This window comes from Lentzea sp. NPDC102401 (assembly GCF_044765805.1).
Classification (GTDB): Bacteria; Actinomycetota; Actinomycetes; order Mycobacteriales; family Pseudonocardiaceae; genus Lentzea; species Lentzea sokolovensis.
In genome coordinates this window covers 304781-330231 of record NZ_JBIWKS010000006.1, presented here as the reverse complement: position 1 = coordinate 330231, position 25451 = coordinate 304781, and the positions used below count along the sequence as shown (strand labels likewise).

General features: G+C 70.8%; 23 protein-coding genes. 17 read left to right on the top strand and 6 right to left on the bottom strand.

The window, feature by feature from the left end:
- Nucleotides 1-120: 120 nt before the first annotated feature.
- Entirely contained in the window at nucleotides 121-2880 is a 2760-nt protein-coding gene (locus ACIRG5_RS23280; RefSeq protein ID WP_402907847.1) for an EAL domain-containing protein, read from the bottom strand.
- A 201-nt stretch (nucleotides 2881-3081) separates the two neighbouring features.
- Here ACIRG5_RS23280 and ACIRG5_RS23275 point away from each other — a divergent pair, with 201 nt between their 5' ends.
- From ACIRG5_RS23275 to ACIRG5_RS23260, 4 genes are all read left to right on the top strand, one after another.
- A complete protein-coding gene (locus ACIRG5_RS23275) occupies nucleotides 3082-4242 on the top strand; it encodes a beta-ketoacyl synthase N-terminal-like domain-containing protein (protein ID WP_402908176.1) in 1161 nt (386 codons plus the stop codon).
- Between the two features lie 74 nt (nucleotides 4243-4316).
- Nucleotides 4317-7433, top strand: coding sequence for a GH92 family glycosyl hydrolase (locus ACIRG5_RS23270; RefSeq protein WP_402907845.1), 3117 nt, complete (start codon nucleotides 4317-4319; stop codon nucleotides 7431-7433).
- Between the two features lie 102 nt (nucleotides 7434-7535).
- A complete protein-coding gene (locus ACIRG5_RS23265; protein WP_402907843.1) occupies nucleotides 7536-8138 on the top strand; it encodes a hypothetical protein in 603 nt (200 codons plus the stop codon).
- On the top strand, nucleotides 8135-8902 hold the full coding sequence (locus ACIRG5_RS23260; RefSeq protein ID WP_402907841.1) for a class I SAM-dependent methyltransferase: 768 nt from the start codon (nucleotides 8135-8137) through the stop codon (nucleotides 8900-8902). Before ACIRG5_RS23265 ends, ACIRG5_RS23260 begins: the two co-directional genes overlap by 4 nt.
- 6 nt (nucleotides 8903-8908) lie before the next feature.
- Here the strand turns inward: ACIRG5_RS23260 and ACIRG5_RS23255 are convergent, their stop codons facing one another.
- On the bottom strand, nucleotides 8909-9202 hold the full coding sequence (locus ACIRG5_RS23255) for a hypothetical protein (protein ID WP_402907839.1): 294 nt from the start codon (nucleotides 9200-9202) through the stop codon (nucleotides 8909-8911).
- Nucleotides 9203-9477: 275 nt separating this feature from the next.
- Here ACIRG5_RS23255 and ACIRG5_RS23250 point away from each other — a divergent pair, with 275 nt between their 5' ends.
- From ACIRG5_RS23250 to ACIRG5_RS23220, 7 genes are all read left to right on the top strand, one after another.
- Nucleotides 9478-10986: a sugar ABC transporter ATP-binding protein gene (locus ACIRG5_RS23250; RefSeq protein ID WP_402907837.1), complete on the top strand. Its 1509-nt coding sequence runs from the start codon at nucleotides 9478-9480 to the stop codon at nucleotides 10984-10986.
- On the top strand, nucleotides 10983-12008 hold the full coding sequence (locus tag ACIRG5_RS23245) for an ABC transporter permease (RefSeq protein ID WP_402907835.1): 1026 nt from the start codon (nucleotides 10983-10985) through the stop codon (nucleotides 12006-12008). Before ACIRG5_RS23250 ends, ACIRG5_RS23245 begins: the two co-directional genes overlap by 4 nt.
- A 45-nt stretch (nucleotides 12009-12053) precedes the next feature.
- Nucleotides 12054-13082, top strand: coding sequence for a substrate-binding domain-containing protein (locus ACIRG5_RS23240; protein ID WP_402907833.1), 1029 nt, complete (start codon nucleotides 12054-12056; stop codon nucleotides 13080-13082).
- 41 nt (nucleotides 13083-13123) lie between these two features.
- Nucleotides 13124-14263 carry a Gfo/Idh/MocA family protein gene (locus ACIRG5_RS23235; protein ID WP_402908174.1) on the top strand — a complete coding sequence of 380 codons (1140 nt, stop codon included), beginning with the start codon at nucleotides 13124-13126 and terminating at the stop codon, nucleotides 14261-14263.
- Between the two features lie 9 nt (nucleotides 14264-14272).
- A complete protein-coding gene (locus tag ACIRG5_RS23230; RefSeq protein WP_319974099.1) occupies nucleotides 14273-15280 on the top strand; it encodes a sugar phosphate isomerase/epimerase family protein in 1008 nt (335 codons plus the stop codon).
- 42 nt (nucleotides 15281-15322) lie between these two features.
- Nucleotides 15323-16525 (top strand): ROK family protein, encoded by a 1203-nt coding sequence (locus tag ACIRG5_RS23225; protein WP_402907831.1) that lies wholly within the window; start codon nucleotides 15323-15325, stop codon nucleotides 16523-16525.
- Between the two features lie 92 nt (nucleotides 16526-16617).
- Complete coding sequence (locus ACIRG5_RS23220; protein ID WP_402907829.1) at nucleotides 16618-16920, top strand: LuxR C-terminal-related transcriptional regulator; 303 nt, start codon at nucleotides 16618-16620, stop codon at nucleotides 16918-16920.
- 48 nt (nucleotides 16921-16968) lie between these two features.
- Here the strand turns inward: ACIRG5_RS23220 and ACIRG5_RS23215 are convergent, their stop codons facing one another.
- A complete protein-coding gene (locus ACIRG5_RS23215) occupies nucleotides 16969-17706 on the bottom strand; it encodes a D-Ala-D-Ala carboxypeptidase family metallohydrolase (protein WP_402907827.1) in 738 nt (245 codons plus the stop codon).
- A gap of 204 nt (nucleotides 17707-17910) precedes the next feature.
- Between ACIRG5_RS23215 and ACIRG5_RS23210 the strand changes: the two genes are divergently transcribed.
- Genes ACIRG5_RS23210 through ACIRG5_RS23195 form a run of 4 tightly spaced genes read left to right on the top strand, consistent with a single transcriptional unit; the run spans nucleotide 17911 to nucleotide 21244 of the window.
- Nucleotides 17911-18813 (top strand): ABC transporter ATP-binding protein, encoded by a 903-nt coding sequence (locus tag ACIRG5_RS23210; protein WP_402907825.1) that lies wholly within the window; start codon nucleotides 17911-17913, stop codon nucleotides 18811-18813.
- The gene (locus ACIRG5_RS23205; RefSeq protein ID WP_402907823.1) at nucleotides 18810-19538 is read left to right on the top strand and encodes an ABC transporter permease; all 729 of its coding nucleotides are present in this window, start codon (nucleotides 18810-18812) and stop codon (nucleotides 19536-19538) included. The genes ACIRG5_RS23210 and ACIRG5_RS23205 overlap by 4 nt, the downstream gene beginning before the upstream one ends.
- A 10-nt stretch (nucleotides 19539-19548) precedes the next feature.
- Nucleotides 19549-20625, top strand: a complete 1077-nt coding sequence (locus ACIRG5_RS23200; RefSeq protein ID WP_402907821.1) for a sensor histidine kinase — start codon at nucleotides 19549-19551, stop codon at nucleotides 20623-20625.
- Between the two features lie 13 nt (nucleotides 20626-20638).
- Nucleotides 20639-21244: a DNA-binding response regulator gene (locus ACIRG5_RS23195; protein WP_402907819.1), complete on the top strand. Its 606-nt coding sequence runs from the start codon at nucleotides 20639-20641 to the stop codon at nucleotides 21242-21244.
- 43 nt (nucleotides 21245-21287) lie between these two features.
- Here ACIRG5_RS23195 and ACIRG5_RS23190 read toward each other — a convergent pair whose 3' ends face one another.
- On the bottom strand, nucleotides 21288-21848 hold the full coding sequence (locus ACIRG5_RS23190) for a TetR/AcrR family transcriptional regulator (protein WP_402907817.1): 561 nt from the start codon (nucleotides 21846-21848) through the stop codon (nucleotides 21288-21290).
- Nucleotides 21849-21955: 107 nt separating this feature from the next.
- Between ACIRG5_RS23190 and ACIRG5_RS23185 the strand changes: the two genes are divergently transcribed.
- A complete protein-coding gene (locus ACIRG5_RS23185) occupies nucleotides 21956-22384 on the top strand; it encodes a DUF6069 family protein (protein WP_402907815.1) in 429 nt (142 codons plus the stop codon).
- Between the two features lie 3 nt (nucleotides 22385-22387).
- On the opposite strand, the gene ACIRG5_RS23180 is transcribed toward ACIRG5_RS23185, so the two are convergent.
- Together ACIRG5_RS23180 and ACIRG5_RS23175 are read right to left on the bottom strand one after the other, a co-directional pair.
- On the bottom strand, nucleotides 22388-23005 hold the full coding sequence (locus ACIRG5_RS23180; RefSeq protein WP_402907813.1) for a hypothetical protein: 618 nt from the start codon (nucleotides 23003-23005) through the stop codon (nucleotides 22388-22390).
- Nucleotides 23005-23199, bottom strand: a complete 195-nt coding sequence (locus tag ACIRG5_RS23175; RefSeq protein ID WP_402907811.1) for a hypothetical protein — start codon at nucleotides 23197-23199, stop codon at nucleotides 23005-23007. The genes ACIRG5_RS23180 and ACIRG5_RS23175 overlap by 1 nt, the downstream gene beginning before the upstream one ends.
- A gap of 164 nt (nucleotides 23200-23363) precedes the next feature.
- On the opposite strand from ACIRG5_RS23175, the gene ACIRG5_RS23170 reads away from it, so the two are divergent.
- Nucleotides 23364-25130, top strand: a complete 1767-nt coding sequence (locus ACIRG5_RS23170; protein WP_402907809.1) for a protein kinase — start codon at nucleotides 23364-23366, stop codon at nucleotides 25128-25130.
- Nucleotides 25131-25451: the final 321 nt, after the last annotated feature.

The following is a 25451-nucleotide window of genomic DNA, read 5'->3' as shown; positions in this document are numbered from 1 at the left end:
GACTTCGCATCGCGTTTCTCCTGGGCTAGGGGAGTGCTGGTAACGCAGGCGGCCGATTGAAACGTTTCAATTTGGTGCTGCACCGACCCTAGGACCTGCCCGGTCACACCGTCAACAGAGTCAGAGCTCGGCCAGTGGCGCCGGCCGCCCGAGGTGGTACCCCTGCGCCTGGTCGCACCCGAGGGCGCGCAGGATCTCCAGCTGTTCGGGATGTTCGACGCCCTCGGCGATCACGGTCAGGTCGACCGCGTGGGCCATGGCGATGATGCTCGTGACGATCGCGGTCGCCTCGTCGGAACGGCCCAGGCCAGCGGTGAAGGAACGGTCGATCTTGAGCGTGTCCAGCGGCAGGGTCAGCAGTTGGGCGAGCGACGAGTGGCCGGTGCCGAAGTCGTCGATCGCGAGCCGCACTCCCAGGTCGCGCAACGAGGACAGGGTGCGGGCGGCCAGTGCCGGGTCGCGCATGAGAGCGCTCTCGGTGATCTCCAGGCACAGCGAGCCCGGGGTCAGCCCGGCCTTGTGCGTGGCGTTGCGGATGGCCGACACGAGCCACGGGTCGTCGAGCTCGCGGGCCGACAGGTTCACGGTCAGCTGGAGATCCGGTGCCTGCTCGGCGATCTCGCGGGCGGCGGTGTGCAGCATGTGCGCGCCGACGATGTTGATGAGATCGCTCTCTTCGGCGAGCGTGATGAACTCGCCGGGGAAGATGAGGCCGTACCGGGGATGCGTCCAGCGCAGCAGGCCCTCGACGGCGGTGCGCCGGTCCGTGCGGAGGTCGACGATCGGCTGGTAGGCGAGCCACAGCTCGTCGTTGAGCGGCGCCATCCGCAGGTCCTGCTCCAGCTGCAGGCGGCGCTGGATGCGGTCCCGCAGTTCGACGTCGAAGAACGCGATCCGCCCGCGTCCCCTGGTCTTGGCCTGGTACATCGCGAGGTCGGCGTCGCGGAGCAGGTCGGCGCCGTCGCGGGGGTCGCCGGGCTCGGCGAGCACGATGCCCACGCTCGCGTCGACGTGCAACTGGCGGCCGTCCACCATGATCGGCCGGTTCATCTCGGCGCGGATGTGGTCCGCGAGAGAGGCCGCCTCGTCCTGGCCGGTCACGCCGTACGCGATGACGGTGAACTCGTCGCCGCCGAGTCTGCCCACGACGTCGCCGCGGCGGGCGCTCAGGCTCAGCCGCGAGCCGACGACCCGCAGCACCTCGTCGCCCGCGCTGTGGCCGAGGGAGTCGTTGATGACCTTGAACTTGTCCAGGTCGATGAACAGCACCGCGGTGAGCCCCGACCGGTGGGCCCTCGCGGGCGGGCTGAGCCGGTTGATGGTCACCGTGCGGTTGCTCAGGCCGGTCAACGCGTCGTGCGTCGCCTCGTGCTCCAGCCTGGTGTCGATCATGCGGCGTTCGGTGATGTCGGTGAAGGACAACACCGTCGCCGTCGGCAGGGTGCCGTCCTGGCTGAGCGGGCGGGCGCTCAGCGACAGCCAGACGTGGCTGCCGTCCGGCCGGGGCGCCCGGACGATCCGCCCGTGCTGCGGTCTGCCGGTCGCGCGGGTGATGGCCGACGGGAAGAGGTGGAGCGGGATGGGACGGCCCGCCTCGTCGTGCAGTCCGACCGACGACGCGAGCTCGCCGGTCGCCTCGCGCGCGCTCACTCCGAGGATCCGTTCGGCAGCGGGGTTGACGGACTCGACGAGCCCCGTGGCGCCGACGACGAGCACGCCTTCCTCGATGGCGTCGACCACCGCGGTGAAGCGCTGCTCCGCCCGTCTGCGCGCGGTCTCGTCCGCGCAGATCAGCACGTACCCGTCGTCCATCCTGGCGACCGACACCCGCACCGTCAGCGCCTCACCGCTGAGTCTGCGGTGCTCCGCCTGGACCACGCCGCCCGCGTCCAGGATCGCCGCCGGGTCGAGCGCCGCTCCGACCACCAGGGCGATGGGCCGCCCGATCGCGTCGTCGGCGCGGTGTCCGTAGACGTTCTCCGCGCTGGGGTTCCAGCTGGTCACGACGCCACTGGCGGTGGTGGCGACGAGCGCGTCGCTCACGTGCGCGGCGAGTGCGGCCTGGTAGCGCAGCGCCGCCGCGGCCGCCTTCTGCTCGGTGACGTCCCGCATGATCACCTGGAACGCGGGCCTGCCCTCCCACGTGGTGCGCACCGACACCGACTCGATGTCGGTCGTGCCCCCGTCGAACCGGACCAGCACCGCGTCCGCCGGGTCGCTGGCGGCGCCGGGCTCGGACAGCTTCGCGATCCGGCGCAGCATCTCCTGCTGCGAGGCGGGGTGGACGAAGTCGGTGATCAGCCTGCCGACGATCTCCCCGTCGGACAGCGCCCGCACGAACCGGATCGCCGCCGGGTTCGCGTACACGATCCGGCCCGACTCGTGCACCACGATCGCGTCGGGGGAGAGGTCGACCAGCAGCCGGTAGCGGTCCGCGAGGTCGGTGAGCTGCTGTTGCTGGGTGTGCCGCCAGGTCACGTCGGCGACGACGCCGACCAGCGCCGGTGCGGAGCCGCGGGTCGACACGCGGGCGCGGAACTGGAGCCGGCGCGCGCCGGCCGGGGTCTCCACGGGCTGTTCCAGCTCGAAGTCCTGCCAGGCGGGGGCAGATCTCGCGGCCACCGTCAGCGGCGCCACCAGGTCGGCCAGCGTGGCGCGCACGGTGCCGGGGTCCGCGCCGGGCACCCCGATCACCACGTCGAGGCCCGGCATCCAGCCGAGCCGATCGTCGTCGAGGTCGAGCCACCACACCACCGAGGCGCCGATCGAGAGCGCGAGGCCGGCCAGCAGCTCGTGGTCGAACTCCGCGTCACCGATCAGGCCGCTCACGTCATGGCTCCCAGGTCCTGCACTCCCTCGGATTCGCGGTGGCGTGGCCATCGTGAAGTCCTACCGCACAGGCGGCCGGAGGCGCATCCGTCTGGCGTAAACATGGTGTGCCGTTATATCGGTAGCCGGACACCGTCCGATGGTCAGGGGGTCGACTTCACTGTCCATTGTGGATGAATAGATCGCTCACCGCCAGGTGTGCTGGGCAGTTACCCTGGTAGGAGGTGTCGGCCCTCGGTGGTGGAGCTGGATATGGTCGCGCGAGGTGTGAGCATCTGCGGAATCGGCGTGGTCAGCGCGTACGGCTGGAGCCGCCGGTCTCTGTGGGACGGTCTGGCGAGCGGGAAACCCGCCGCCACCGTGGTTCCCGAGCTGGGCAGGAACCCCGGCGAGACGGTCTGGGCGGCGCGAGTCGGCGACGGCGGTGATCCGCTCGACGGACCGAGCCGGTTCGCGCAGGCCATGCGGGCCGCCGCCAGAGAGGCCATCGAGGACGCGGGCACCCGCGGCTGGCGTCCCGGTCGCCGGGTCGGTCTCCTGCACGCGGTGGTGCTGGGCGAGGTGGACCTGTGGCGCGATTTCTACGTCACGCGCGGAGGGTCGTTGCCGGTGCACGACTATCTGGCGCTGATGCCGTCCACACCGATGTCGATGCTCATGCAGGAATACGGTTTCCACGGGCCCGCTATGAACGTCTCGGCGATGTGCGCGTCGGGCAACGCCGGCCTGATCACGGCAAAAGCGTGGTTGGACGCGGGAATCGTCGACGACGTCGTGTTCGTCGCGACGGATCTGTCCCTCACGCCGGAGAACGTGGCCCACTTCGTCCGGCTGGGAGTGGCCATCGTGGACGCCGAGCCGCTCGACGCGTGCCGTCCGTTCCAGCAGGGCAGCAGGGGATTCGTGATGGGCGAGGCGTCGGTGGCGTTCGTCCTTTCCCGGCACGCGTCCCGGCCGTACGCCATGACGCTGGGCGGCGCGATGTCGCACGACGCGTACCACGTGACGTCGATCGATCCGCAGCTCGACCAGATCACCGCGTGCTTCACCGACGCGCTGGACAACGCCGGGGTGAGTGCCGCCGACGTGCGCTACCTGAACGCGCACGGCCCCGGCACCGCGCAGTGTGACGCGGCCGAGGCGGCCGTCCTGGAGCAGCTGTTCGAGCCGGAGACCGGGGTCTACTCGGTGAAGCCGCTGACGGGACATTGCCAGGGCGCGGCGTCGGCGATCGAGGCCGCGGTGACGGCGATGGCGTACGACACCGGCGTGATCCCGGCACCGCCCGTGGTCGCGCCTGGGCACCCGGCCCTGCTGGACGGGCTCACTCCGCTCGCTGACGGCCTCACGATCAAGTCGTCGCTTGGGATGGGCGGCCACAACTCGGCGATCGTGCTGGCGCCGCCCGCGTGACGTGGTGTCCGGAACCGGTCAGATCGACGCCGACAACGTTGACAGCGTGGTAGGTCTGCGGAAAGTTCCGATCTGTGCGCTTCAGGGGACTGGTAGTGATGGCGGCCGCGCTGGTACTCGCTGCTCCGGTGGTCGCCGCCGCGGAACCGGTGCCCGCGCTGGTCTCCGACCCCACGGCGTACGTGGATCCGTTCATCGGCACCGGTGTGGCCAACGCCGCCGTCGGCGAGATCAACAACTTTCCCGGTCCGGCGGTGCCGTTCGGCATGATGCAGTTCTCGCCGGACACCCTGGGTTCCTACGCCGGCTACCAGTACCACAACGAAAAGATCCGAGGTTTCAGCCTCGCGCACGCGAGCGTCGGGTGCACCGCGTTCGGCGACGTGCCGATCCTGCCGATCACCGGTGACCTGGGGGAGAAGCCCTGGGACCGGGTCGAGCGCTACCAGCACACCAGCGAGCAGGGCGAGCCCGGCTACTACGCGGTGACGTTGGAGGACTCGAAGGTCAGGGCCGAACTCACCGCCACCACCCGCACCGGCCTGGCCACGTTCACACTGCCCGCCGACGGCCACGTCCTGGTCAAGGGCGGCGCGAGTCTGTCGGGCAACTCGGCGGCCGAGGTGAGGATCGAGAACGACACGACGGTGACAGGTTCGGCCGGCACCGGGGGCTTCTGCGGCAAGTCCAACAAGTACACCGTCTACTACGCCATCACCTTCGACCGGCCGTTCACGGCTCGTGGCACGTGGGACGGCACCGCGATCAGTCCCGGCAGCGGCGGCGTCAAAGCCCCGAAGGCGGGCGCGTACCTGAGTTTCCCCGCGGGTCAGGTCAAGGCCAAGGTGGCGCTGTCGTTCGTCGGGGTGGACGGTGCGAAGCGGAACATGACCCAGGAGATTCCGCACTGGGACGCGGGCCAGGTCCGCGCGGACACCAGGGCGAGGTGGCGCACCGAGCTGAGCAAGATCCGCGTGGCCGGCACGGACACCGGTGAGCTGAAGACCTTCTACACCGCGTTGTACCACTCGTTGATGCACCCCAACACGTTCAACGACGTGGACGGCCGCTACATCGGCTTCGACGACCAGATCCACACGCTGCCCGCCGGACGCACCCAGTACGCGAACTTCTCCGACTGGGACACCTATCGCAGCCTGGCCCCGCTGCACGCCATGCTGTGGCCGCGCGAGGCCAGTGACATGGCGCAGTCACTCGTCAACGACGCGGTGCAGGGCGGCTGGTGGCCGCGCTGGCCGCTCGCCAACGACTACACCGCGCAGATGACCGGCGACAGCTCCGTCCCGCTGATCGCCAACCTCTACGCGTACGGCGCGCGCGACTTCGACCTCAAGACCGCGCTCCAGTACCTGGTCAAGGGCGCGACCAGCGTGGACACCACGCCCGGCGCCTACCAGGAACGGCCGGGCATCGCCGAGTACGTGAAGCGCGGCTACCTGCCCAACACCGACGCCGCCCGCGGCGACCACAACCGGGTCGGCGCATCGATCACACTGGAGTGGTCGATCGACGACTTCGCCATCGCCCAGCTCGCGAAGGCCGCCGGTGACCGGAAGACCGCTGAGGAGTTCACCCGGCGCGGCCAGAACTGGCAGAACCTCTTCAACCCGGCCACCTCGCACGTCCAGCCGCGCGACGGCGACGGCCGGTTCCCGGACGGTCCGGCCTTCTCGCCCGGCGGCGGGTTCGGCCAGGACGGGTTCGACGAGGGCAACACGGTGCAGTACAGCTGGATGGTGCCGCACAACCCGGCGGGCCTGATCACCGCGATGGGCGGCCGAGATGCCGCGGCGGCGCGGCTGGACGCGTTCACCACCAAGCTCAACGTCGGCCCGCAGGAGCCGTACATGTGGGCGGGCAACGAACCGGCGTTCGGCATTCCCTGGCTGTACAACCACACCGGGAGGCCGTGGCGCACCCAGCAGGTGGTCCGGCAGATCATGACCACCCTGTTCAGCCCCACCCCGGACGGCGAACCCGGCAACGACGACCTCGGCGCCCAGTCCTCCTGGTACGTCTGGGCCGCGCTGGGCCTCTATCCCGCCACGCCCGGCACGTCCGACCTGGCGCTGCACAGCCCGTTGTTCCCCCGCATCGTGCTCGACCTGCCCGGCCGCGACCTGACCATCAACGCGCCCAAGGCCTCCGCCACCGCGATGTACGTGCGGGACCTGAACCTCAACGGCCGCGACCACGAGCGCACCGGCCTGCCCCGCGACATCGTGAGCAACGGCGGCAGGCTCGACTTCGAGCTCGGCACCACGCCGGACCGCGACTGGGCGACGGACGCCGACGAGGCGCCACCGTCCTATCGCGACGGTGAGCACGACTTCCTGGCCGGTGCCAACAGCATGATCACGGTGCGGCCCGGTGGCACCGCGGAGTTCACGGTGTCCGCGCGCAAGCTGGCGGGCAAGGACCGCACCCTCACGGTGTCGAGTGCCCCGCCCACCGGGATCACCGTCACCGGTCCGCAGCGGTTCCGCCTGGAGGACGGCCAGGCGAAGTTCCAGGTGAGCGCGACCGCGACCGAGGGCTACCACGACATCCCGGTGACCATCACGGGAGACCACCGCACGGTCACGACCACGGTGACCGTTCTGGTGGCACCGGAAGGCAGCCTGGCCACCCGGTACAACAACACCGGCATCTCGGACGACGACGCCAGGTCGCAGGCCAACCTGGACGGTGCCGGCAACAGCTACTCCCGGCAGGCCCTGGCCGAGGCGGGCCTGACCGGCGGCAAGCGGATCGAGGTCGCGGGCACCGCGTTCACCTGGCCCGCCGCTCCCGCCGGTCGCCCGGACAACGTCGCCGCCGAAGGCCAGACCTTCGCCGTGGCGGGTCAGCCTCGGCGCCTGGTGTTCGTCGGCGCGGCGAGCAACGGCGACCACCGGGGCACCGCGACCGTCACCTTCACCGATGGCGGCACCGCCCAGGCCGACCTGTCGTTCGGCGACTGGGTCCTGCCCGGCGGCAGCGCGAACGACCCCGTCTTCGGCAACACCGCGGTCGCGCATCCCCGCTACCGCAACGTGAACCAGGGCGGCACCGGACCCGCGTTCGTCTTCGCCACCGCGCCGTTCGACGCGCCGGAGGGCAGGACGATCGCCGCCGTGACCCTGCCGTCCGACAAGCAGATCCACCTGTTCGCCCTCGGCACGGGGTAAGGACGAGGCGTGAGGACGCCACCTGTCGTGTCCGGCCGAGGAGTGGAACGCGGCCCGTGAGGACGTCTCCGGCCCGTGCGGGATCGCGCTAGCCTCGGCGGAATGCTTGATCCACGAGACCGCCCGCGGTTGCGGGTGCGAGAGCTGCTCGAAGCACTGCGCGAGATCGACTGGGTGATGAGCGGGTCCACCGTCCTCGCGATCTACGGCGTGGACCTGGAACCCAACGACCTCGACGTCGTGCCGTCGCCGGACCCGGCGAACCTGCGCCGCGTGGCGGACCTCCTGCTGCGACTCGACGCCGTCCCCGCCCATGACCCGAGCTGGCGCAACGGCCTCACCGTCGAGCAGTGCCGCGCGTGGCGGCCGGACCCGGTGACGCTGGAGCAACTGGACCACCTGTTCGTCACCAGGCTGGGGATGGTGGACGTCCCACCGACGCTCACCGGCACCTACGCCCAGCTCAAGGAGGGCGCGTCCAGGATGGAACTCGCCGGGCTGCCGGTGTGGGTGTGCGATCCGCGCGAGGTGCTGGACCGCGTGCCTGATCCGCCCCGAGCGAAGGACCTCGCTCGCGCGGAGGCCTATGCCGCGCTGCGCACACGCCTGGAGCACGACCACACGCCGCTGGGGCTGGGGCGACTCGGCATCGTTCCGAAACAAGATGCGCCAGCGGGCACCCGCTCTTACGCTCCACCACGATGAATCCCCAAGAAATCGCCCGCCTCATGGCGGCGCACTCCGTCAGTCCGGACGTTCAGGTCACGCAGACCCGATACCGCCTGGAACTGGCGCGAACCTGGCAGATTCCCGACGGCGCGCGAGTGCTGGAGATCGGCTGCGGCCAGGGAGACATGACCGCCGTGCTCGCGGACCTCGTCGGTCCACACGGGAGGGTCGTCGGCACCGACATCGCGCCACCCGGCTACGGCGCTCCGGTCACGGTCGGCGACTCCGCGCGGCACCTGCTCGACGGTCCGCTCGGCGACCGCATCGAGATGCGCTACGAGACCGACGCGCTCACCGACGACGTCGGCACCGGCTATGACCTCGTCGTGCTCGCCCACTGCTCCTGGTACTTCGCATCGGCCGACCTGCTCGAACGAACCCTCGCGAAGGCCCGTGAGCTCGGTGCCCGGCTCTGCTTCGCCGAGTGGGACCCGCAACCCCAGCGTGCCGACCAGGTGCCGCACCTGCTGGCCGTGCTCGCCCAGGACCGCATGGGCGAGACCGACGGCAACGTCCGCGCGCCGCTGACCCGCGCCACCCTGCTCGCCGCGCTCGGCAGCGCCGGCTGGCAGGTCGAGCGGATCGGCGACGTCGACACGAGCGCGTTGCAGGACGCGGACTGGGAGATCTCCATCGCGCTGAAGGAGGCGCCGGACGGTCTGGCGAAGGAGTTGCTCCGCCAGACCGCGCGGGCAAGCGGCAACGTGCCGTTGCCCGCCTACGCCCTCACCGCCCGCTAGGGAGCCCTACTTGTCGAGCTCCTGCAGGACGATCTTCATCTGGTCCGGCTTGAGACGGTCCGGGCCTTTCCAGACGGTGATCAGGCCGGCGGGTTTCACGGTGTTCAGCTGGCCGATCAGCACCCAGCGCCTGCCGTAGCCGGTCTTCACCTCGACACCGCGAGTGGCGGCGGGCGGCTTGGCCGAGATGAGCGGGGCGATCAGGACAGCGTCCTCGTCGCCGATGCTCAAGCCCGTCTTCAGGATCACGACCTTCTTGTGCGCGTACGTCCGGACGAACCCAGGTTGCAGTGCCGCCATTGGTGTCTCCTCCCGTGACGGACGCACGGTGCACTGCGGCGGTCGACCGTTTGTCGATCGGATGTGGATGGGCGGGGCCGCCGGGTCAAGGAAAAAGATGGCCGATATGTGCCACTCCCACCTTCTTGCCGGGACAAAACCGGCGAATTAGCTTGATAGTCCGCTGGACCGAATTCCCCTGATGGCACAACGGTTGCCGGGGCCCCGGAGGACTCAATGACGAGCTCGCCCGCGCGTTGCCGCGCGCCTTTTCGGCTGTGGACCGGAGTGGCCGGATGACGGCCGCGGCACTGTTGTCGGTCCAGGGTCTGGTGAAGCGCTTTCCCGGCGTGATGGCCCTGCAGGGCGTGGACTTCGACGTCCGCGCGGGTGAGGTGCACTGCCTGCTCGGGCAGAACGGCGCCGGCAAGTCGACGCTGATCAAGGTGCTGTCCGGCGCGCACCGTCCCGACGAGGGCGAGATCCGCTGGCGGGGCGAGGTCGTGTCGTTCGGCAACCCCACGGCGGCGATGCGCAGCGGGGTGGCCGCCATCTACCAGGAGCTCGACCTCGTGAGCGGCCTGTCGGTGGCCGACAACGTGTTCCTCGGCCACGAACTGTCCACTGTGGGCTTCACACGACGATCGGACGCACGGCGCCGGACCCGCGCGTTGCTCGCCCGGCTGGGGCACCCGGAGATCTCGCCCGACCGCGACGTCGGCCGGTTGTCCGTGGCGCACCAGCAGGTCGTGAGCATGGCGCGGGCGCTGTCGCTGGACGGGCAGCTGCTGATCATGGACGAGCCGTCGGCCGTGCTGGACCCGGACGAGGTGCGGGTCCTGTTCGGGGTCATCAGGGAGCTCACCGCGCAGGGCGTGGCCGTCGTCTACATCTCGCACCGCCTGGCGGAGATCAGGGAGATCGGCGACCGGGTCACCGTGCTCAAGGACGGCCGCACCGTCGCCACGGGCCTGCCCGCACGCGAGGTGAAGACCTCCGAACTGATCGGGCTGATGACCGGGCGTGTGCTGGACAACGTGTTCCCGCAACGGAAACCCGTCGACCCGGCCGCACCGGAAGTGCTGAAGGTGAGCGGGCTGGCCGACAAGAGCCGCTTCCGCGACGTCGACCTCACCGTCCGCGCGGGGGAGGTGGTCGGGCTCGCGGGGCTCGTCGGGTCGGGACGCTCCGAGATCCTGGAGACGATCTACGGCGCGCGCAAGGCGGCCGAAGGCACCGTCGAGGTCGACGGAAAACAGCTGCGGCGGGGGAGTGTCGGCGCGGCCGTGCGCGCGGGCATGGGATTGTGCCCCGAGGAGCGCAAGAGCCAGGGATTGCTGCTGGACCAGGCCGTGTACCGCAACATCACGGTCTCGTCGATGTCGTCGTTCGCCCGCTTCGGGTTCCTGGACGACCGGGCCGAACGCGTCCGCTCGGCCCAGCTCACCGAGACGCTGGACGTCCGGCCGGCCGGCGTCGACCGCGTGGTGCGCGGACTGTCCGGCGGCAACCAGCAGAAGGTCGTGCTCGCGCGGTGGTTGCTGCGGGAGTGCCGGGTGCTGTTGCTGGACGAACCCACCCGCGGCGTGGACGTGGGCGCGCGCAGCGAGATCTACGAGCTCATCCGCGCGCTGGCGGACTCCGGCGTGGCCGTCGTCGTCGTGTCCAGCGACGTCGAGGAGGTACTGGGCCTGGCCGACCGGGTCCTGGTGGTGCGCGAGGGCCGGGTGGTCCACGACGGTCCCGCCGACGAGATCGACGAGTCCCGGGTCCTCGACCTGGTCATGGAAGGACACGCAGCATGAGCGAGGACACCGCCGCAGTGGCCGCGCCCCAGCACACCCCGGTCGCCAGGCAGTCGAGCGTCTCGGCGCTGCTCGCCTCCCCGGCCGGGCGCAACACCGGTCTCGTGGTCGCACTGGTCCTGCTGTGCCTGGGCGGGGTGATCACCGCGGGCGACCGGTTCGCCGACGTCGACAACCTGCTTACCATCCTGCGGCTGGCCGCGGTGATCGGTGTCGTGAGCATCGGCATGACGTTCGTGATCACCGGCGGCGGGATCGACCTGTCCGTCGGTGCGATCGTCGCGCTGTCCTCGGTGTGGGCGACGACCCTGGCCACCCAAGGCATCGCCAACGACACGCACTGGATCGTCATCGTGTTCACCGCGCTGCTGGTGGGCGGCGCGTGTGGCCTGGTCAACGGCATGCTCATCGCCTACGGCCGGGTCGTGGCGTTCATCGCGACGCTGGCGAGCCTGGCCGCCGCCCGCGGTCTCGCCGAGATCATCTCCAACCGCAAGACGCAGATCGTGAACGTGCCGGGCTTCGCCGCGTTCTTCGACGCATCGGTGCTGGGGGTACCGGTGCTCGTGGTGATCTTCGCGGTGGTCGCGGTGGCCGGATGGGTGCTGCTCAACCGCACCACGTTCGGCCGCCGCACGTTCGCGGTGGGTGGCAACCCGGAGGCGGCCCGGCTGGCGGGCATCGACGTGCGGCGGCACACCGTCCTGCTCTACGCGCTGCTCGGTCTGTGCTGCGGGCTGGCCGCCGCCATGCTCATCGCCCGCACCACGACCGGCAGCGCGACCCACGGCGGCCTGTACGAGCTCGACGCGATCGCCGCGGTCGTGATCGGCGGCACGCTGCTGTCCGGCGGCCGCGGCACGATCGCGGGCACCGTCTTCGGCGTCCTGATCTTCACCACGTTGTCGAACGTGTTCACCCTCAACAACCTCTCCATCTCCGCCCAGGCCGTCGCGAAGGGCGCGATCATCGTGGTCGCCGTCCTCCTCCAGCAGCGGCTGGCCCGACGCAGCGGCGCCTGACGCGCCGCATCCACGACCGCCGCCACCCGAGGAGACCAGAAACCCATGCAGTTCAAGAGAATCACTCTTCTCGCCGCCGCCTCAGCACTCGCGCTCACCGCCTGCACGGGCAACACGCCCGAGCCCCAGGGCGGCGGGAACCAGAGCGGCGGTGTGAAGGTCGCCAACGACGAGCCCGGCAAGAAGGTCGTCATCGGCTTCTCCGCGCCGGCCGCCGACCACGGCTGGATGGCCGCGATCACCAACGCCGCCAAGGCCGAGGCGACGAAGTACTCCGACGTCGAGCTTCGGGTCGTCGAGGGCACCAACGACGTCAACCTCCAGATCAGCCAGGTCGAGACGTTCATCAACGACAAGGTGAACGCGATCGTCCTGCTGCCGTTCGACGGCGCGGCGCTCACCCCGGTCGCGTTGAAGGCCATGAAGGCCGGCATCACCGTGATCAACGTCGACCGCCAGTTCGACAGTCCGTTCGCCGCGCGGTCCACGGTGCTGGGCGACAACTACGGCATGGGCGTATCCGCCGGCACGTACGTCTGCGAGCGGCTCAAGGGCAAGACGGACGCCGTCGTCGCGGAGATCGCCGGCATCGACTCGCTGCCGCTGACCCAGGACCGCAGCAAGGGCTTCGCGGAGGCGCTCGCGGGGTGCGGGCTGAAGGTGAACAACCGCGTGGCGGCCGAGTTCACCGTGGAGAGCGGCGAGAGGGCCGCCGCGAACCTGCTGCAGGCCGCCCCGAAGCTCGACGCCATCTGGAACCACGACGACGACCAGGGCGTCGGCGTCGCGGCCGCGATCAAGAACTCCGGCCGCGGCGAGTTCTTCATGGTCGGCGGCGCGGGATCGGCCAACGTGATGCGGGAGATCAAGGCGGACAACGGCCCCCACAAGGCGACCGTCATCTACCCGTCCACCCAGGGCGCCGACGGCATCCGGCTGGCGCGGCTCGCGGTGCAGAACAAGAGCCTCGGCGACCTGGTCGAGGTGGAGGTGCCCCGGCAGGTCCAGCTGTACGCCCCGGTCGTCACGAAGGACAACGTCGACCGCTACCTGCCGACCGCCTTCGAGTCCTGAGAACACGAGAGGACCGCACGGTGACTGAACTTGGCATCGCGATGATCGGCCACGCCTTCATGGGAGCCGCGCACTCCCAGGCGTGGCGGGTCGCGCCGCACTTCTTCGACCTGCCGGTGCGGCCGGTGATGTCCGTGCTGGCCGGGCGGGACGCCGACCGCACCAGGGCCGCGGCCGAGCGCCTGGGCTGGGCGGAGGCGACGAGCGACTGGAAGTCCGTGCTGGAGCGCGACGACGTGCACGTGGTGGACATCTGCACGCCGGGGGACACGCACGCCGAGATCGCGGTCGCCGCCCTGGACGCGGGCAAGCACGTGCTGTGCGAGAAGCCGATGGCCAACACGGTCGCCGAAGCGGTCGCCATGGCAGAGGCAGCGGAACGGGCGGCGAAGCGCGGCGTGCGCGCGATGGTCGGGTTCAGCTACCGGCGAGTGCCTGCCCTGGGCCTGGCCCGTGACCTGGTCGCCCAGGGCAGGCTGGGACGCATCCACCACGTGCGGGCCCAGTACCTGCAGGACTGGATCGTCGATCCGGCCGCGCCGCTGTCCTGGCGGCTCGACAAGGAGAAGGCCGGTTCGGGCGCGCTGGGCGACATCGGCGCGCACATCGTCGACGCCACCCAGTTCATCCTCGGCGACACCATCAGCGAGGTGATGGGGATGCTGGTGACGTTCGTGCCGGAGCGCCCGCTCGCCTCCGCGCACTCCGGTCTGTCCGGTACCGCCGCGACCGGGCAGACCGGGCCCGTCACCGTGGACGACGCCGCGCTGTTCCTGGCGCGCTTCGGCAGTGGCGCGCTCGGCTCGTTCGAGGCCACGAGGTTCGCCAACGGCCGCAAGAACGCGCTGCGCATCGAGATCAACGGTTCGGCGGGCAGCCTGGCCTTCGACTTCGAGGACATGAACGTGCTGCAGTTCTTCGACGGCACCGAGGACGCCGCCGTCGCGGGGTTCCGCCGGATCATGGTCACCGAGCCGGGACATCCGTACGTGGCCGCCTGGTGGCCCGCCGGGCACGGCCTGGGCTACGAGCACGCGTTCACCCACCAGGCCGTCGACTTCGTGCGGGCGGTCGCGGAAGGAACGAACCCCGCGCCGTCGTTCGCCGACGGGCTGCAGGTGCAGCGCGTCCTCGCCGCCGTCGAGGACAGCGCGGCGTCCGGTTCGTGGCAGCAGGTCTGAGGAGGAGACATGGCACGTCCGATCACGTTGTTCACCGGTCAGTGGGCCGACCTGCCGTTCGAGGAGGTCTGCCGGCTGGCCTCCGGCTGGGGCTACGACGGCCTGGAGATCGCCTGCTGGGGCGACCACCTCGACCCGTGGCGGGCCGCGGAGGACGACGACTACGTCGCGGACCGGCTCGCGATCCTCGCCAAGCACGACCTGAAGGTGTGGGCGATCTCCAACCACCTCACCGGTCAGGCCGTCTGCGACGATCCGATCGACGAGCGGCACCAGGGGATTCTCTCGGCCCGCAACTGGGGTGACGGGGATCCCGAGGGGGTGCGGCAGCGGGCGGCCGAGGAGATGAAGATGACCGCGCGGGCCGCGGCCAGGCTCGGCGTCGACACCGTCGTGGGGTTCACCGGCTCGTCGATCTGGAAGACCGTCGCGATGTTCCCGCCGGCGCCCGCGTCGATGATCGACGCCGGCTACCAGGACTTCGCGGACCGGTGGAACCCGATCCTGGACGTGTTCGACGAGGTCGGCGTCCGGTTCGCGCACGAGGTCCACCCGTCCGAGATCGCCTACGACTACTGGACGTGCGTCCGCGCGCTGGAGGCGATCGGGCACCGGCCCGCGTTCGGTCTCAACTGGGACCCGTCGCACTTCGTCTGGCAGGACCTCGACCCGGTCGGGTTCCTGTGGGACTTCCGCGACCGGATCTACCACGTCGACTGCAAGGACGCCCGGCGTCAGGTCGGCAACGGCCGCAACGGCCGGATGGGCTCGCACCTGGCGTGGGGGGACCCGCGACGGGGCTGGGACTTCGTCTCCACCGGACGCGGTGACGTGCCGTGGGAGCAGTCGTTCCGGATGCTCAACACCATCGGGTACTCCGGCCCGATCAGCGTCGAGTGGGAGGACGCGGGGATGGACCGGCTCGTCGGCGCGCCCGAGGCGCTGGAGTTCATCCGCCGCAACGCCTTCGACCCGCCGTCGGCCTCGTTCGACGCCGCGTTCAGCTCGGGCGGCTGACGGTGGCGCCCGGTCCTCAGTAGCCGATGTGACAATTGTTCGATGGAGAGCACCTTGGGTGTAGAGGCGGGTTCGCCGGCCGCTGTGCTGCGCATGCTGATGGACGGCAGCCCGCGCACCCGAGCGGAGATCGTGGCCGCGACCGGCCTCGCCCGGTCCACGGTGCGCGCCAGGCTCGACCTGCTCGTGGCGGCCGGTCTGGTGAGTGACAGCGGCACGGGGGAGTCCACCGGCGGCCGTCCGGCGGGCCGGTTCGGGTTCAACCCCGGCGCCTGCCACGTGCTGGCGGCCGAGGTGGGCGCCACCCACGCCACCGTCGCCGTCTCCGACCTGGCGTGCCGGTTGCTCGCCGTCGAACAGGTGGACCTCGACGTGGCGGACGGCCCGGAGGCGATCCTGCCGCTCCTCGTCACGACCTGGCGTTCGTTGCTCAAGACCGTGGACGACGCGCAGATCGCGGGCGTGGGCATCGGCCTGCCCGGGCCGGTCGAGCACTCCACCGGACGCCCGAACAACCCGCCGATCATGCCGGGCTGGGACGGGTTCGACGTGCCGGCGGCCATCGCGGCGGAGTTCGGCGTGCCGGTGCTGGTCGACAACGAGGTCAACCTGATGGCGCTGGGCGAGCACACCGCCTCGCACCCGGACGTGCGGCACATGATCGTGGTGAAGGCGGCGACCGGCATCGGCGCGGGGCTGATCAGCAACGGCGTGCTGCACCGCGGCGCGGCGGGCGCGGCAGGCGACCTCGGCCACATCCGCGTGCCCGAGGGCGGCGAGGCGTTGTGCCGGTGCGGCAACACCGACTGCCTGGAAGCCGTCGCCGCCGGTCCCGCGCTCGCGGTGAAGCTGCGGGACCTGGGGCATCCCGCGCACTCGACGGCCGACGTGGTGAACCTGGTCCGCTCCGGCAACCTCGAGGCGGGCCGGGTCGTGCGGCAGGCGGGCAGGGACATCGGCGAGGTGCTCGCCGGGTGCGTGAGCATGTTCAACCCGTCGCTCGTCGTCATCGGCGGCCTGCTGGCCGAGGCGGGCGAGATGCTGCTGGCGGGCGTGCGGGAGTCGATCTACCGGCGTTCGCTGCCGCTGGCCACGGAGAACCTGAGGATCGTCGCGTCGGGCGCCGGTGTGACCGCCGGTGCGCTGGGCGCGGCGGCGATGGTGGTGCGGCACGTGCTGTCGCCGGAGGTGCTGGACGCGCGCCTGGACGAGATCTCCGCCGGTGAGGTGCAACTGGCGGAGTAATGGCGGCGTTCAGCCTGAAGATAGGTGCGATTTGACAGCAAAGCGCCGACTTTTGATTGACAGTCGCCAATAGTCCGGCCTACCGTCGCCTCATGACGGTGACCCACGTAACACCGGGGGTGGTCGCACACCCCCTTGGGCGGACGCGCGCGCTCGTGGGGTCCGTGGGCAAGGAACCCACGACGGCGACCCAGCACCTGTTGCGGCTCATGCGGACCGGTGCGACCGACCGGGCGATCGCCCGCGAACTGGACGTCAGCCTCCGCACGCTGAACCGGCGCATCGCGCGCCTGCAGTCGTTGCTGGGCGTGCAGTCGCGGTTCCAACTCGGCGTGCTCGCCGCCGAACTCGAGTGGCTCGCGGTGCCCCTGCCGGAGCAGTCCTCGAAGGAGTGAGCGACGGCTCCCGTTCGGAAGCCGTCGCTCTGATTCACGCCACCGGCCCTAGATGCCGCAGTTCGGTGCGGACCAGAAGCGGCTCGACTTGTGGGCGACGTGCACGTGGTCGTTGTGGCCGGTGTAGCCCGGGCCGAGGATCTCGTTGAAGCCGTGGTTGCGGGCCTGCTTCGCCAGTGCGCAGAAGCCCTGCGCTCCCGCGCCCAGGTCGACGGCGTCGCCGTACAGGTGCCGGCTTCCTGCCGCGCCGCCGACGGCGTTGTTGCACGAGACGCTGCGGAAGCCGCCGTTGACGTCGATCGGCCTGTCTCCCATGGCGTGCCGCATCGCCTGCAGCTTCCACATGGACACCAACGCGTTGGCGCGCGCGGTCGCCGCCGAGACGTTGCCGCCGGACCAGTCGGAGTTGCAGTTGTTCAGCTCGTCGTAGGTGAAGTTGATCGGCGTGCAGTCGTTGTCCTGCAACGCGTAGATCTTCGAGAACGTCGCGGAACCGGCGATGCCGTCGGCGCCGAGACCGTAGGCCTGCTGGAATCGGGTCACGGCGGCCTTCGTGCCGGCTCCGAACTGCCCGTCGATGGCGAGCACGGCGCCGTAGCCGGGATAGCCGGCCACGCGGATCTGCAGCTGCCGGACGTCCTCGCCCGACGCTCCCTGCTGCAGGGTGCGTCCCCAGGTGTAGCAGGCGTCGGCGGCCTGCACGGGATCCGCCTCCGCCGCCGCGGCAGGGGTGACGACCACGGCGGAGAGCAGGGCGAGGACCGGTAAGACGAAACGGAGTTTCATGACGAGCGGCACCTTTCGATCACAGGGAAGGTGCAGAGTGTCGAGTCCGCGCCGGGTCTGTCAATGAGCAACCAAATGAACTTCGAGTGTGGCGAGGAGAAACCACCCGAACAGCCGCCAGGCGCACACCCATGACATCTGTCATGGCGAGGTCGTGACGCTTGAGCCCCTCGCCGCCGGGCTCCGGCGCCGAGCATCGAGGGCATGACGGAAACAGCTGTGCGGGCCAGCGCCGCGGTGGCGCTGAGCGGCCTGCGGAAGCGGTTCGGTGAGGTCCGCGCGGTCGACGGGGTCGACCTGGTGATCTCTCCCGGCGAGGTCGTGGCGTTGCTCGGGCCGAACGGGGCGGGCAAGTCGACGACGGTGGACCTGCTGCTCGGACTGTCCACTCCGGACGAGGGCGAGATCAGGGTCTTCGGCAAGTCGCCGCGCGAGGCCGTGGTGGAGGGGCAGATCTCGGCGATGCTGCAGAGCGGCGCTCTGCTGGACGACGCGACGGTCGCCGAGGCCGTGGGTCTGATCGCGGCGCTGCACCGCAGGCCGATGCCGGTCGCGCGGGCGTTGCAGCAGGCGGGGATCGCGGATCTGGCGGGGCGCAAGTGCACGAAGCTGTCCGGCGGGCAGAAGCAGCGGGTGCGGTTCGCGCTGGCGCTGGTGTGCGAGCCGGACCTGCTCGTGCTCGACGAGCCGACGGTCGCGATGGACGTCGAGACGCGGCGGGCGTTCTGGCAGCAGATGCGCGCGTACACCGACACGGGCCGCACGGTGCTGTTCGCGACGCACTACCTCGACGAGGCCGAGGAGTACGCGGACCGCGTGGTGCTGATGCGGTCGGGCCGGATCGTGGCGGACGGGTCGGTGGCACAGGTGCGTGCCACGGTGTCCGGCCGCACGTTGCGCGCGGTCGTGCCGGGGGCCGGGGACCTGGAGCTGCCCGGCGTGCGGGCGGTCGAGCGGCGGGGCGACCAGATCATGTTGACCTGCGGGGATTCCGACGTTGCCGTGCGCGCGCTGCTGACCCGTTATCCGCAAGCCCACGACATCGAGATCACCGCGCTCGGCCTCGAGGACGCGTTCCTCGCGCTCACGGGGGTGGACAACCGATGAACACGCGTTTCCTGGGTCTGGAACTGCGGCGAGCGGTGCGCAACGGCCGCTACCTGATCTTCACCGTGGTGCTGCCCTCGGTGATGTTCGTGCTCTTCGTGAACCTCTACGGCGGCGGCGAGGGCACGTTCCCGAACGGGTTGCCGGTCACCACGTCGCTGATGATGAACATGGCGTTGTTCGGCGTGATGGCCGGGCCGTTGTCGATCGGCGCGCGGATCGCCGTGGAGCGAGGGCTGGGCTGGCAGCGGCAGTTGCGGCTGACGCCGTTGACCGGTGCGGGTTACCTGACGACCAAGGGTGCGCTCGGCATGCTGGTCGGGCTGCCGGGAATCCTGCTGGTGTGCGTGATCGGCGCGGTCGAGGGCGTGCGGATGGACGCGATGCACTGGCTCGGCGTGCTGGCGACGCTGTGGCTGGGCGCGATCCCGTTCGTGCTGCTGGGCATCGTGATCGGGCTGATCGCGACCCCGGACGGCATGCAGGCCATCACCGGTCTGGCGTCGATGCTGTTCGGCCTGCTGGGCGGGATCTGGATTCCCGCCGACGTGGCGCCCGCGTGGCTGGCGGGGATCATGAAGGCGCTGCCGACGTTCTGGGTGAAGCAGCTGACGCAGGCGCCGTTCGTGTCCGGAGTGGACGTCAAGGAGGCGCTGCTCGTGATCGGGCTGTGGGTGGCCGGACTGTCCGTGGTCGCCGCGCGCCGCTACCGCGCGCAGAACTAGGTTCATGGTCGTGCGCCGCAGCAACGACAACACCAAGTGGTTCTGGTTCGCCGCCATCTTCGTGCTGCTCTACATCCCGTCCGTGATCTACGACGTCGTGGTCAGCGACCGGGGCGTGGCGGCGCGGGTCGTGCTGGTGGTGCTGCTGGTGGCCTACGCGGTGGGCTGGATGCTGGCGCCGCGGTGGTTCTGGAGCAGCGGCAGCGAGAACTTCAACACGCTGCTGGCCGTGGGGCTGACGGTGCTCGGGCTGGTGGCCGTGTACTGGCTGGGGATGTCGTACGCGGGGCTGATGGTCTACATCATGTCGTCGACCGCGGTCGTGCTGAAGCCGTGGCGGGCGATCCTGATCGACGGCACGGTGCTGCTCGCGCTGGCGGGGACGATGTTCCTCGAACAGGAACTGGGCATCGACGGCGGCCAGCTCGGCACGTTGCTGTCGATCTCGCTGGGGATGCTCGCGGTCGGCAGGATGATCAGGGCGAACATGGCGTTGTCCGCGGCACAGGAGGAGATCGCCGCGATGGCGCGCACCGAGGAACGCAGCCGCCTGGCCCGCGACCTGCACGACGTCCTCGGGCACAGCCTGACCACGATCACGCTCAAGGCCGGGGTGGCGCGGCGCCTGCTGGAGAGCTCGTCGGCAGACCGGGCGCTGGAGGAGATCCGCGAGGTCGAGCACCTGACCCGGCAGGCGCTCAGCGACGTCCGCACGACAGTGTCGGGCTACCGGGAGGTGTCGCTGGCGGCCGAGGTGGTGGGCGCGCGGGCGGCGTTGCGCGCGGCGGAGATCGAGGCCGACCTGCCGCACGCGGTGGACAACGTGCGACCCGAACTGCAGGGGGTGTTCGGGTACGTGTTGCGCGAGGCGATCACCAACGTGCTGCGCCACGCCGCCGCGACCCGGTGCTCGGTGCGCCTCGGCGACACCTGGCTCGAGGTGTGGGACAACGGACGCGGCACCGGGGTGGGCACCCCGGGAAGCGGGTTGAAGGGCCTGGCGGAACGGCTCGCGCCGCACGGCGGCACGGTGCTCGCGGGGCCGTTGGACGACGGTGGCTACCGGCTGCGCGCCGACGTCGCGTGACAGGGGAGACGGTGTGATCAAGGTGCTGCTGGCCGACGACCAGGCGCTGGTGCGGGGCGCGTTCGCCGCGATGCTGGGCCTGGAGCCCGACATCGAGGTCGTCGCCCAGGTCAGCGCCGGCGACGAGGTCGTGGCCGCCGCCCGGCGCACCACGCCTGACGTCGCGTTGCTCGACGTGCAGATGCCGGGCCAGGACGGCCTCAGCGCCGCCGCGGACCTGCGCCGGGCCCTGCCGAGCTGCCGGGTGATCGTCTGCACGACGTTCGGCCGCCCCGGCTACCTCGCGCGGGCGATGGCGGCGGGCGCGGCGGGGTTCGTGGTCAAGGACGCCTCCCCGGAGCAGCTGGTCGACGCGGTCCGCCGGGTGCACGCGGGGTTGCGCGTGGTGGACCCCGCTCTCGCGGCCGAGTCGCTGGCCACGGGACACAGCCCGCTGACCGACCGGGAACGCGACGTGCTCGCCGTGGCGCGGGACGGTGGCACGGTGGCGGACCTGGCGAAGGCGCTGCACCTGTCCGAGGGGACCGTGCGCAACCACCTGAGCGCGGCGATCGGCAAGACCGGGGCCCGCACGCGTGCGGAAGCCGTGAAGGTCGCGGAGGACAGCGGCTGGCTTTAGGGCCGTCCGGCCGCACCACCAGGAACCAGACCTCGGACGGGCTTCAGGGCCGGTGCCCGTCGAGGAACCGGCGCACCACGGCCGCGGGATCGGCGGGCGCCTGGGTGGCCCGCTGGTCGACCCGCCGGGCGACGGACCGCATCATCACCGGTCCGACCAGTGCGAAGAACGTGTGCCGTGGCGGCTCCTCGACGAGAGCGCCGCGCCGTTGGTGGTGCAGGATGACCGCGTCCACCCGCTCCAGCAGCTTCTCCGGTTCGGCGAGCACCGCCGCCACCTCCGGGTTGAACTTCGCTTCTCTCATCAGGGTGAGCACCACGCCGCCGCGCGTCTCGTAGAGCCGCGCGTAGTAGCTCACGATCGTGAGCAGGTCGGCGGCCACGTCGTCGCCCGGTGCGTCGAGGTCGAGCGCGAATCCCGCGAAGCTGGCGCGGACGGCCTGGCGCAGCAGGTTCTGCTTGGACGTGAACCGGCGGAACAGCGTCGCCTCGTTGATCCCGGCGGCGTCGGCGATCCCGCGGGTGGTCGCCCGTTCGTACCCCTGCTCGGCGATCACCGCCAAGGTCGCGGCGTACACCGTTTCGTCGGTGACCCTGCCAGCCACTCGTCCCTCCTCGATCGATGCAAGTGGACACTTGCATCAGCGTGACCGGATGGCTACCTTGTTTGCAAGTGACCGCTTGCAATTCAGCCTACCGAAGGACACGGCACATGGCCGACACCAGCCTCCCCACTCGCTCCTCAGTGCTCGCGCCCAGCGTCGGAGAGGTCGTCGTCGGCCTTCTCGGCGCCGCGGTGATCTCGGTCGTGGTCAACGCGCTGGTCGCCCTGGTCGCGGGCAAGTTCGTCCCCGCAGGCGCGGAACGCATGGGCCTGGCCTTCGCGGAGTACGCGCCCGCCACGGTGCTCGGTATCGCGCTGGGCGCGCTCGGCTGGTACCTCGTGCGCCGCTTCGCCGGCAACCCGCGCCGCGTCCTGCGGGTCCTGGTTCCCGTCGTCGTCGTGCTCTCGTGGATTCCGGACCTGGGCATTCTCGCGGGCGGCGCCACCGTGGTGAACTCGCTCGCGCTGATCCTGATGCACACCGTCGTCGCCGCGGCCACCGTGCCCGTGCTGTCGCGGGTCATGCCGCTCAAGTGAGGATCAGCCGGTGATCCGTTTGGCGCCGGCCCGGTGCTGCCAGCTGTCGAACAGGTCCCGGTAGTGCCCCGCGCGGGCTGAGCGGTCGTCGGCGCCGATCCGGTCGTAGAACTCGAACGGCCGGATGCGCCCGTTCTCCGTCCATTGCAGGTAGGACAGGAACACCGTGCCGTCGCCGAAGCGGAAGCCGTGCACGACGGGCACGCACGCGTAGGCCCGGAGTTCCACGCTGATCCGGTGCCGGGCCAGGTAGTCGGCCTCCTCGGCGAGGAACGACCGGATGCGGTCCTGGCTGCGCCGCGCCTCACCGGCCCACTCCGCGGGGAACTCGCCGGAACGCGTGATGAAGTCCGGGTCCAGGCAGTGCAGCGTGACCTTCCAGCCGTGCGGCCGAGCCTGCGAGGTGAGCCACGTCGCCAGCGCGGGCCAGGTGGTGTTCAACGTCAGCCCCAGCACCTCGACCTGCCGCGCCCGCCGCCCGGCCCCGGTCTGTGCCGTCGCCGCCAGCACGTCGGTGATGGAGTGCGTGACATCCCGCTGTTCCCGCTCGGTCACGAGGGCCTTCAGCGCCCGGACGTCCCTGCCGTGCTGGTAGATCGCGATGGTGACGATCTCCAGCATCACCGCGACCAGCGCGACGAGTCCTGCAGGTCGAGCTTGCCGACGTAGCGCTCCAGCACGATCCGGGTGGGCTCGACGGTGAGCAGGATCAGGTAGACCCCGGTCAGCAGCGCCAGCGAGGTGGTGACCACCTCCCACCCCCGCCGGACCCGAGCCGAGACCCCGCCGCGGGCCCGCCGCTTCTTGATCGCCACCGCCGAACCCTCACCCACCCCCGCCGCCGGGCACAACGTCCGAACGGATGACCGCGTCCTCAGCGAACCGGCCGCCTCGCGCGTTTGTAGGCTGCTGCCTGCGGAACCCGCGGCGGTCGGCGTGCGTCGACTCGAACGGACAAGGCGCTCGGGACACGAGGACGATGACGGAAGAGACGTTCGGGCCGTACCGGATCGAGCAGTTGCTCGGTCGCGGCGGTATGGGCGAGGTGCACCGCGCGTACGACACGGCGCACGACCGGTTCGTGGCGCTCAAAAGGCTGTCGCCCGGCTACCACGACGACGAGGACTACCGCGCCCGCTTCCGCCGCGAGGCGCGGATCGTCGCACGGCTGCGCGAACCGCACGTCATCCCCATCCACGCCTACGGCGAGATCGACGACCGCCTCTACCTGGACATGCGGCTGGTCGAGGGCTCCGACCTGTCGGACCTGATCCGCGAGCAGACCCTCGACCCGGCGCGGGCCGTGCGCATCGTCGACCAGGTGGCGAGCGCCCTCGACGCCGCACACGCCGACGGCCTCGTGCACCGCGACGTGAAGCCGTCGAACATCCTCGTGACCTCCGGCGACTTCGTGTACCTGGTGGACTTCGGCATCGCCCGCAGCGTCTCGCCGTCCGCGACGGGCCTGACGGCGTCCGGCTCGGTCGTCGGCACCCTCGACTACATGGCCCCGGAACGCTTCGAAAGCGGCCCGGTGGACGGCCGCGCCGACGTCTACGCGCTGGCCTGCGTCCTGTTCGCCTGCGTCGCGGGTCGCTGCCCGTTCACCGCGGGCAGCACCGCGGCCCAGATCTGGGCGCACATGAACGAGGCGCCGCCCAAGGCGTCCCCGCTGAACCCGGCGGTCCCGGCGGCGCTGGACGACGTGATCGCGAAGGGCATGGCCAAGAACCCGGCCGACCGCTACGCCACGGCGGGCGCGTTCGCCCAGGCGGCGGCCCAGGCCCTGACAACGCCGACACCCATGCCCGCGCCCGGACCCGCGGCGACGCCCGTCCCCGTCACGCCCGTTCGCGTCGCGCAAGGACCCGACTCCGGTCCCAACACCCCGCCAGGCGGGCACGTCGCACCTGCGGCTGGCCGGCCTTCACCGGCGAGCCCTCCGCACGGCCTGCCCCGGCCCGTCGCGGCGGGTCCGCAGCCGCAGTTCTCCAGGCCGTCGCCCTTCCAGCACACCGCGACCGGCCCCCAGCCCGTCGCCGCGCAGCCGTACCCGCCGACCCGCGCCCAGACAACCCCCGTGTCACCGGCCAAGCGTGCCGCCCTCGCCGTCGGCGCGCTCGCGGTCGTGGTGGGGATCGTCGTGACGTCGCTGATCGTCGCGAACAAGGACAAGGTCCTCGGCACGGGCACGACGTCCAGCAGCACCCCGAGCAGCACTCCGTCCAGCACACCCACCACCACCACCACGCCAACCAGGACGCGAACGCCGCAGGACAACGCGCTGCTGGACGCCCTGCCGGCGGTCTACCGGACCGTCACCACCACGTGCGCGCCCACCGCGCCGGACAACGGCACGGTCGCCACCGTTCGCTGCGGCGGCGTGAAGTCCGACGACCCCTACGCCCCGCCACCCGCGGAGGCGGAGTTCCGGTTGTTCGCCGACCGCGCCAAGCAGGACGGGTTCTTCCAGGCGGTGGTGACGAGCCGTGGCATTCCGCGGATGGACGAGCGCGGCGGGTGCCGTCCCAAGTCGGACCCCATCCACTACGCGCTCTTCTACCGCGACACCTCAGGGCCGCTGGAAGGCGAGTTCACCACGTGCTTCCTCGCTGACGGCAACGCCCAGGTCTGGTGGGTCGACACCAGGAACCTCACCATCGGCACGCTGAAGAAGCCGGGCGACGTCGACACCCTCGACAAGCTCGACCTGTGGTGGAACCACAACGTCCTGTCGCAGTTCTAGGACGGACCATCTGGTCGGGCACGCCGGTGCGCCCATCGCCCGTCGTCGTCGGGCTCGGCGTGCGGGGACGGGCCCGGCACCACCGGCGTGCGGGCACGGACGACAACGTCTCCCACACCACGAGCCCGTCCTCCGCGCCGGGAGAGACGATCAGGCTCTCGGCTTCCCCCCGCGACGGCGCAGGCGCCTGCGTTCGGCGATGAACGTCCGGACGACGATCTGGTGCAAGCAGGTCCACTGCGCACTGCGACTCTCCGCCGGGTCAGGGGCACTCGTCAGGTGCCCTCACCCCTACCCGTGCGATCGGGCACCGTTCTGGTC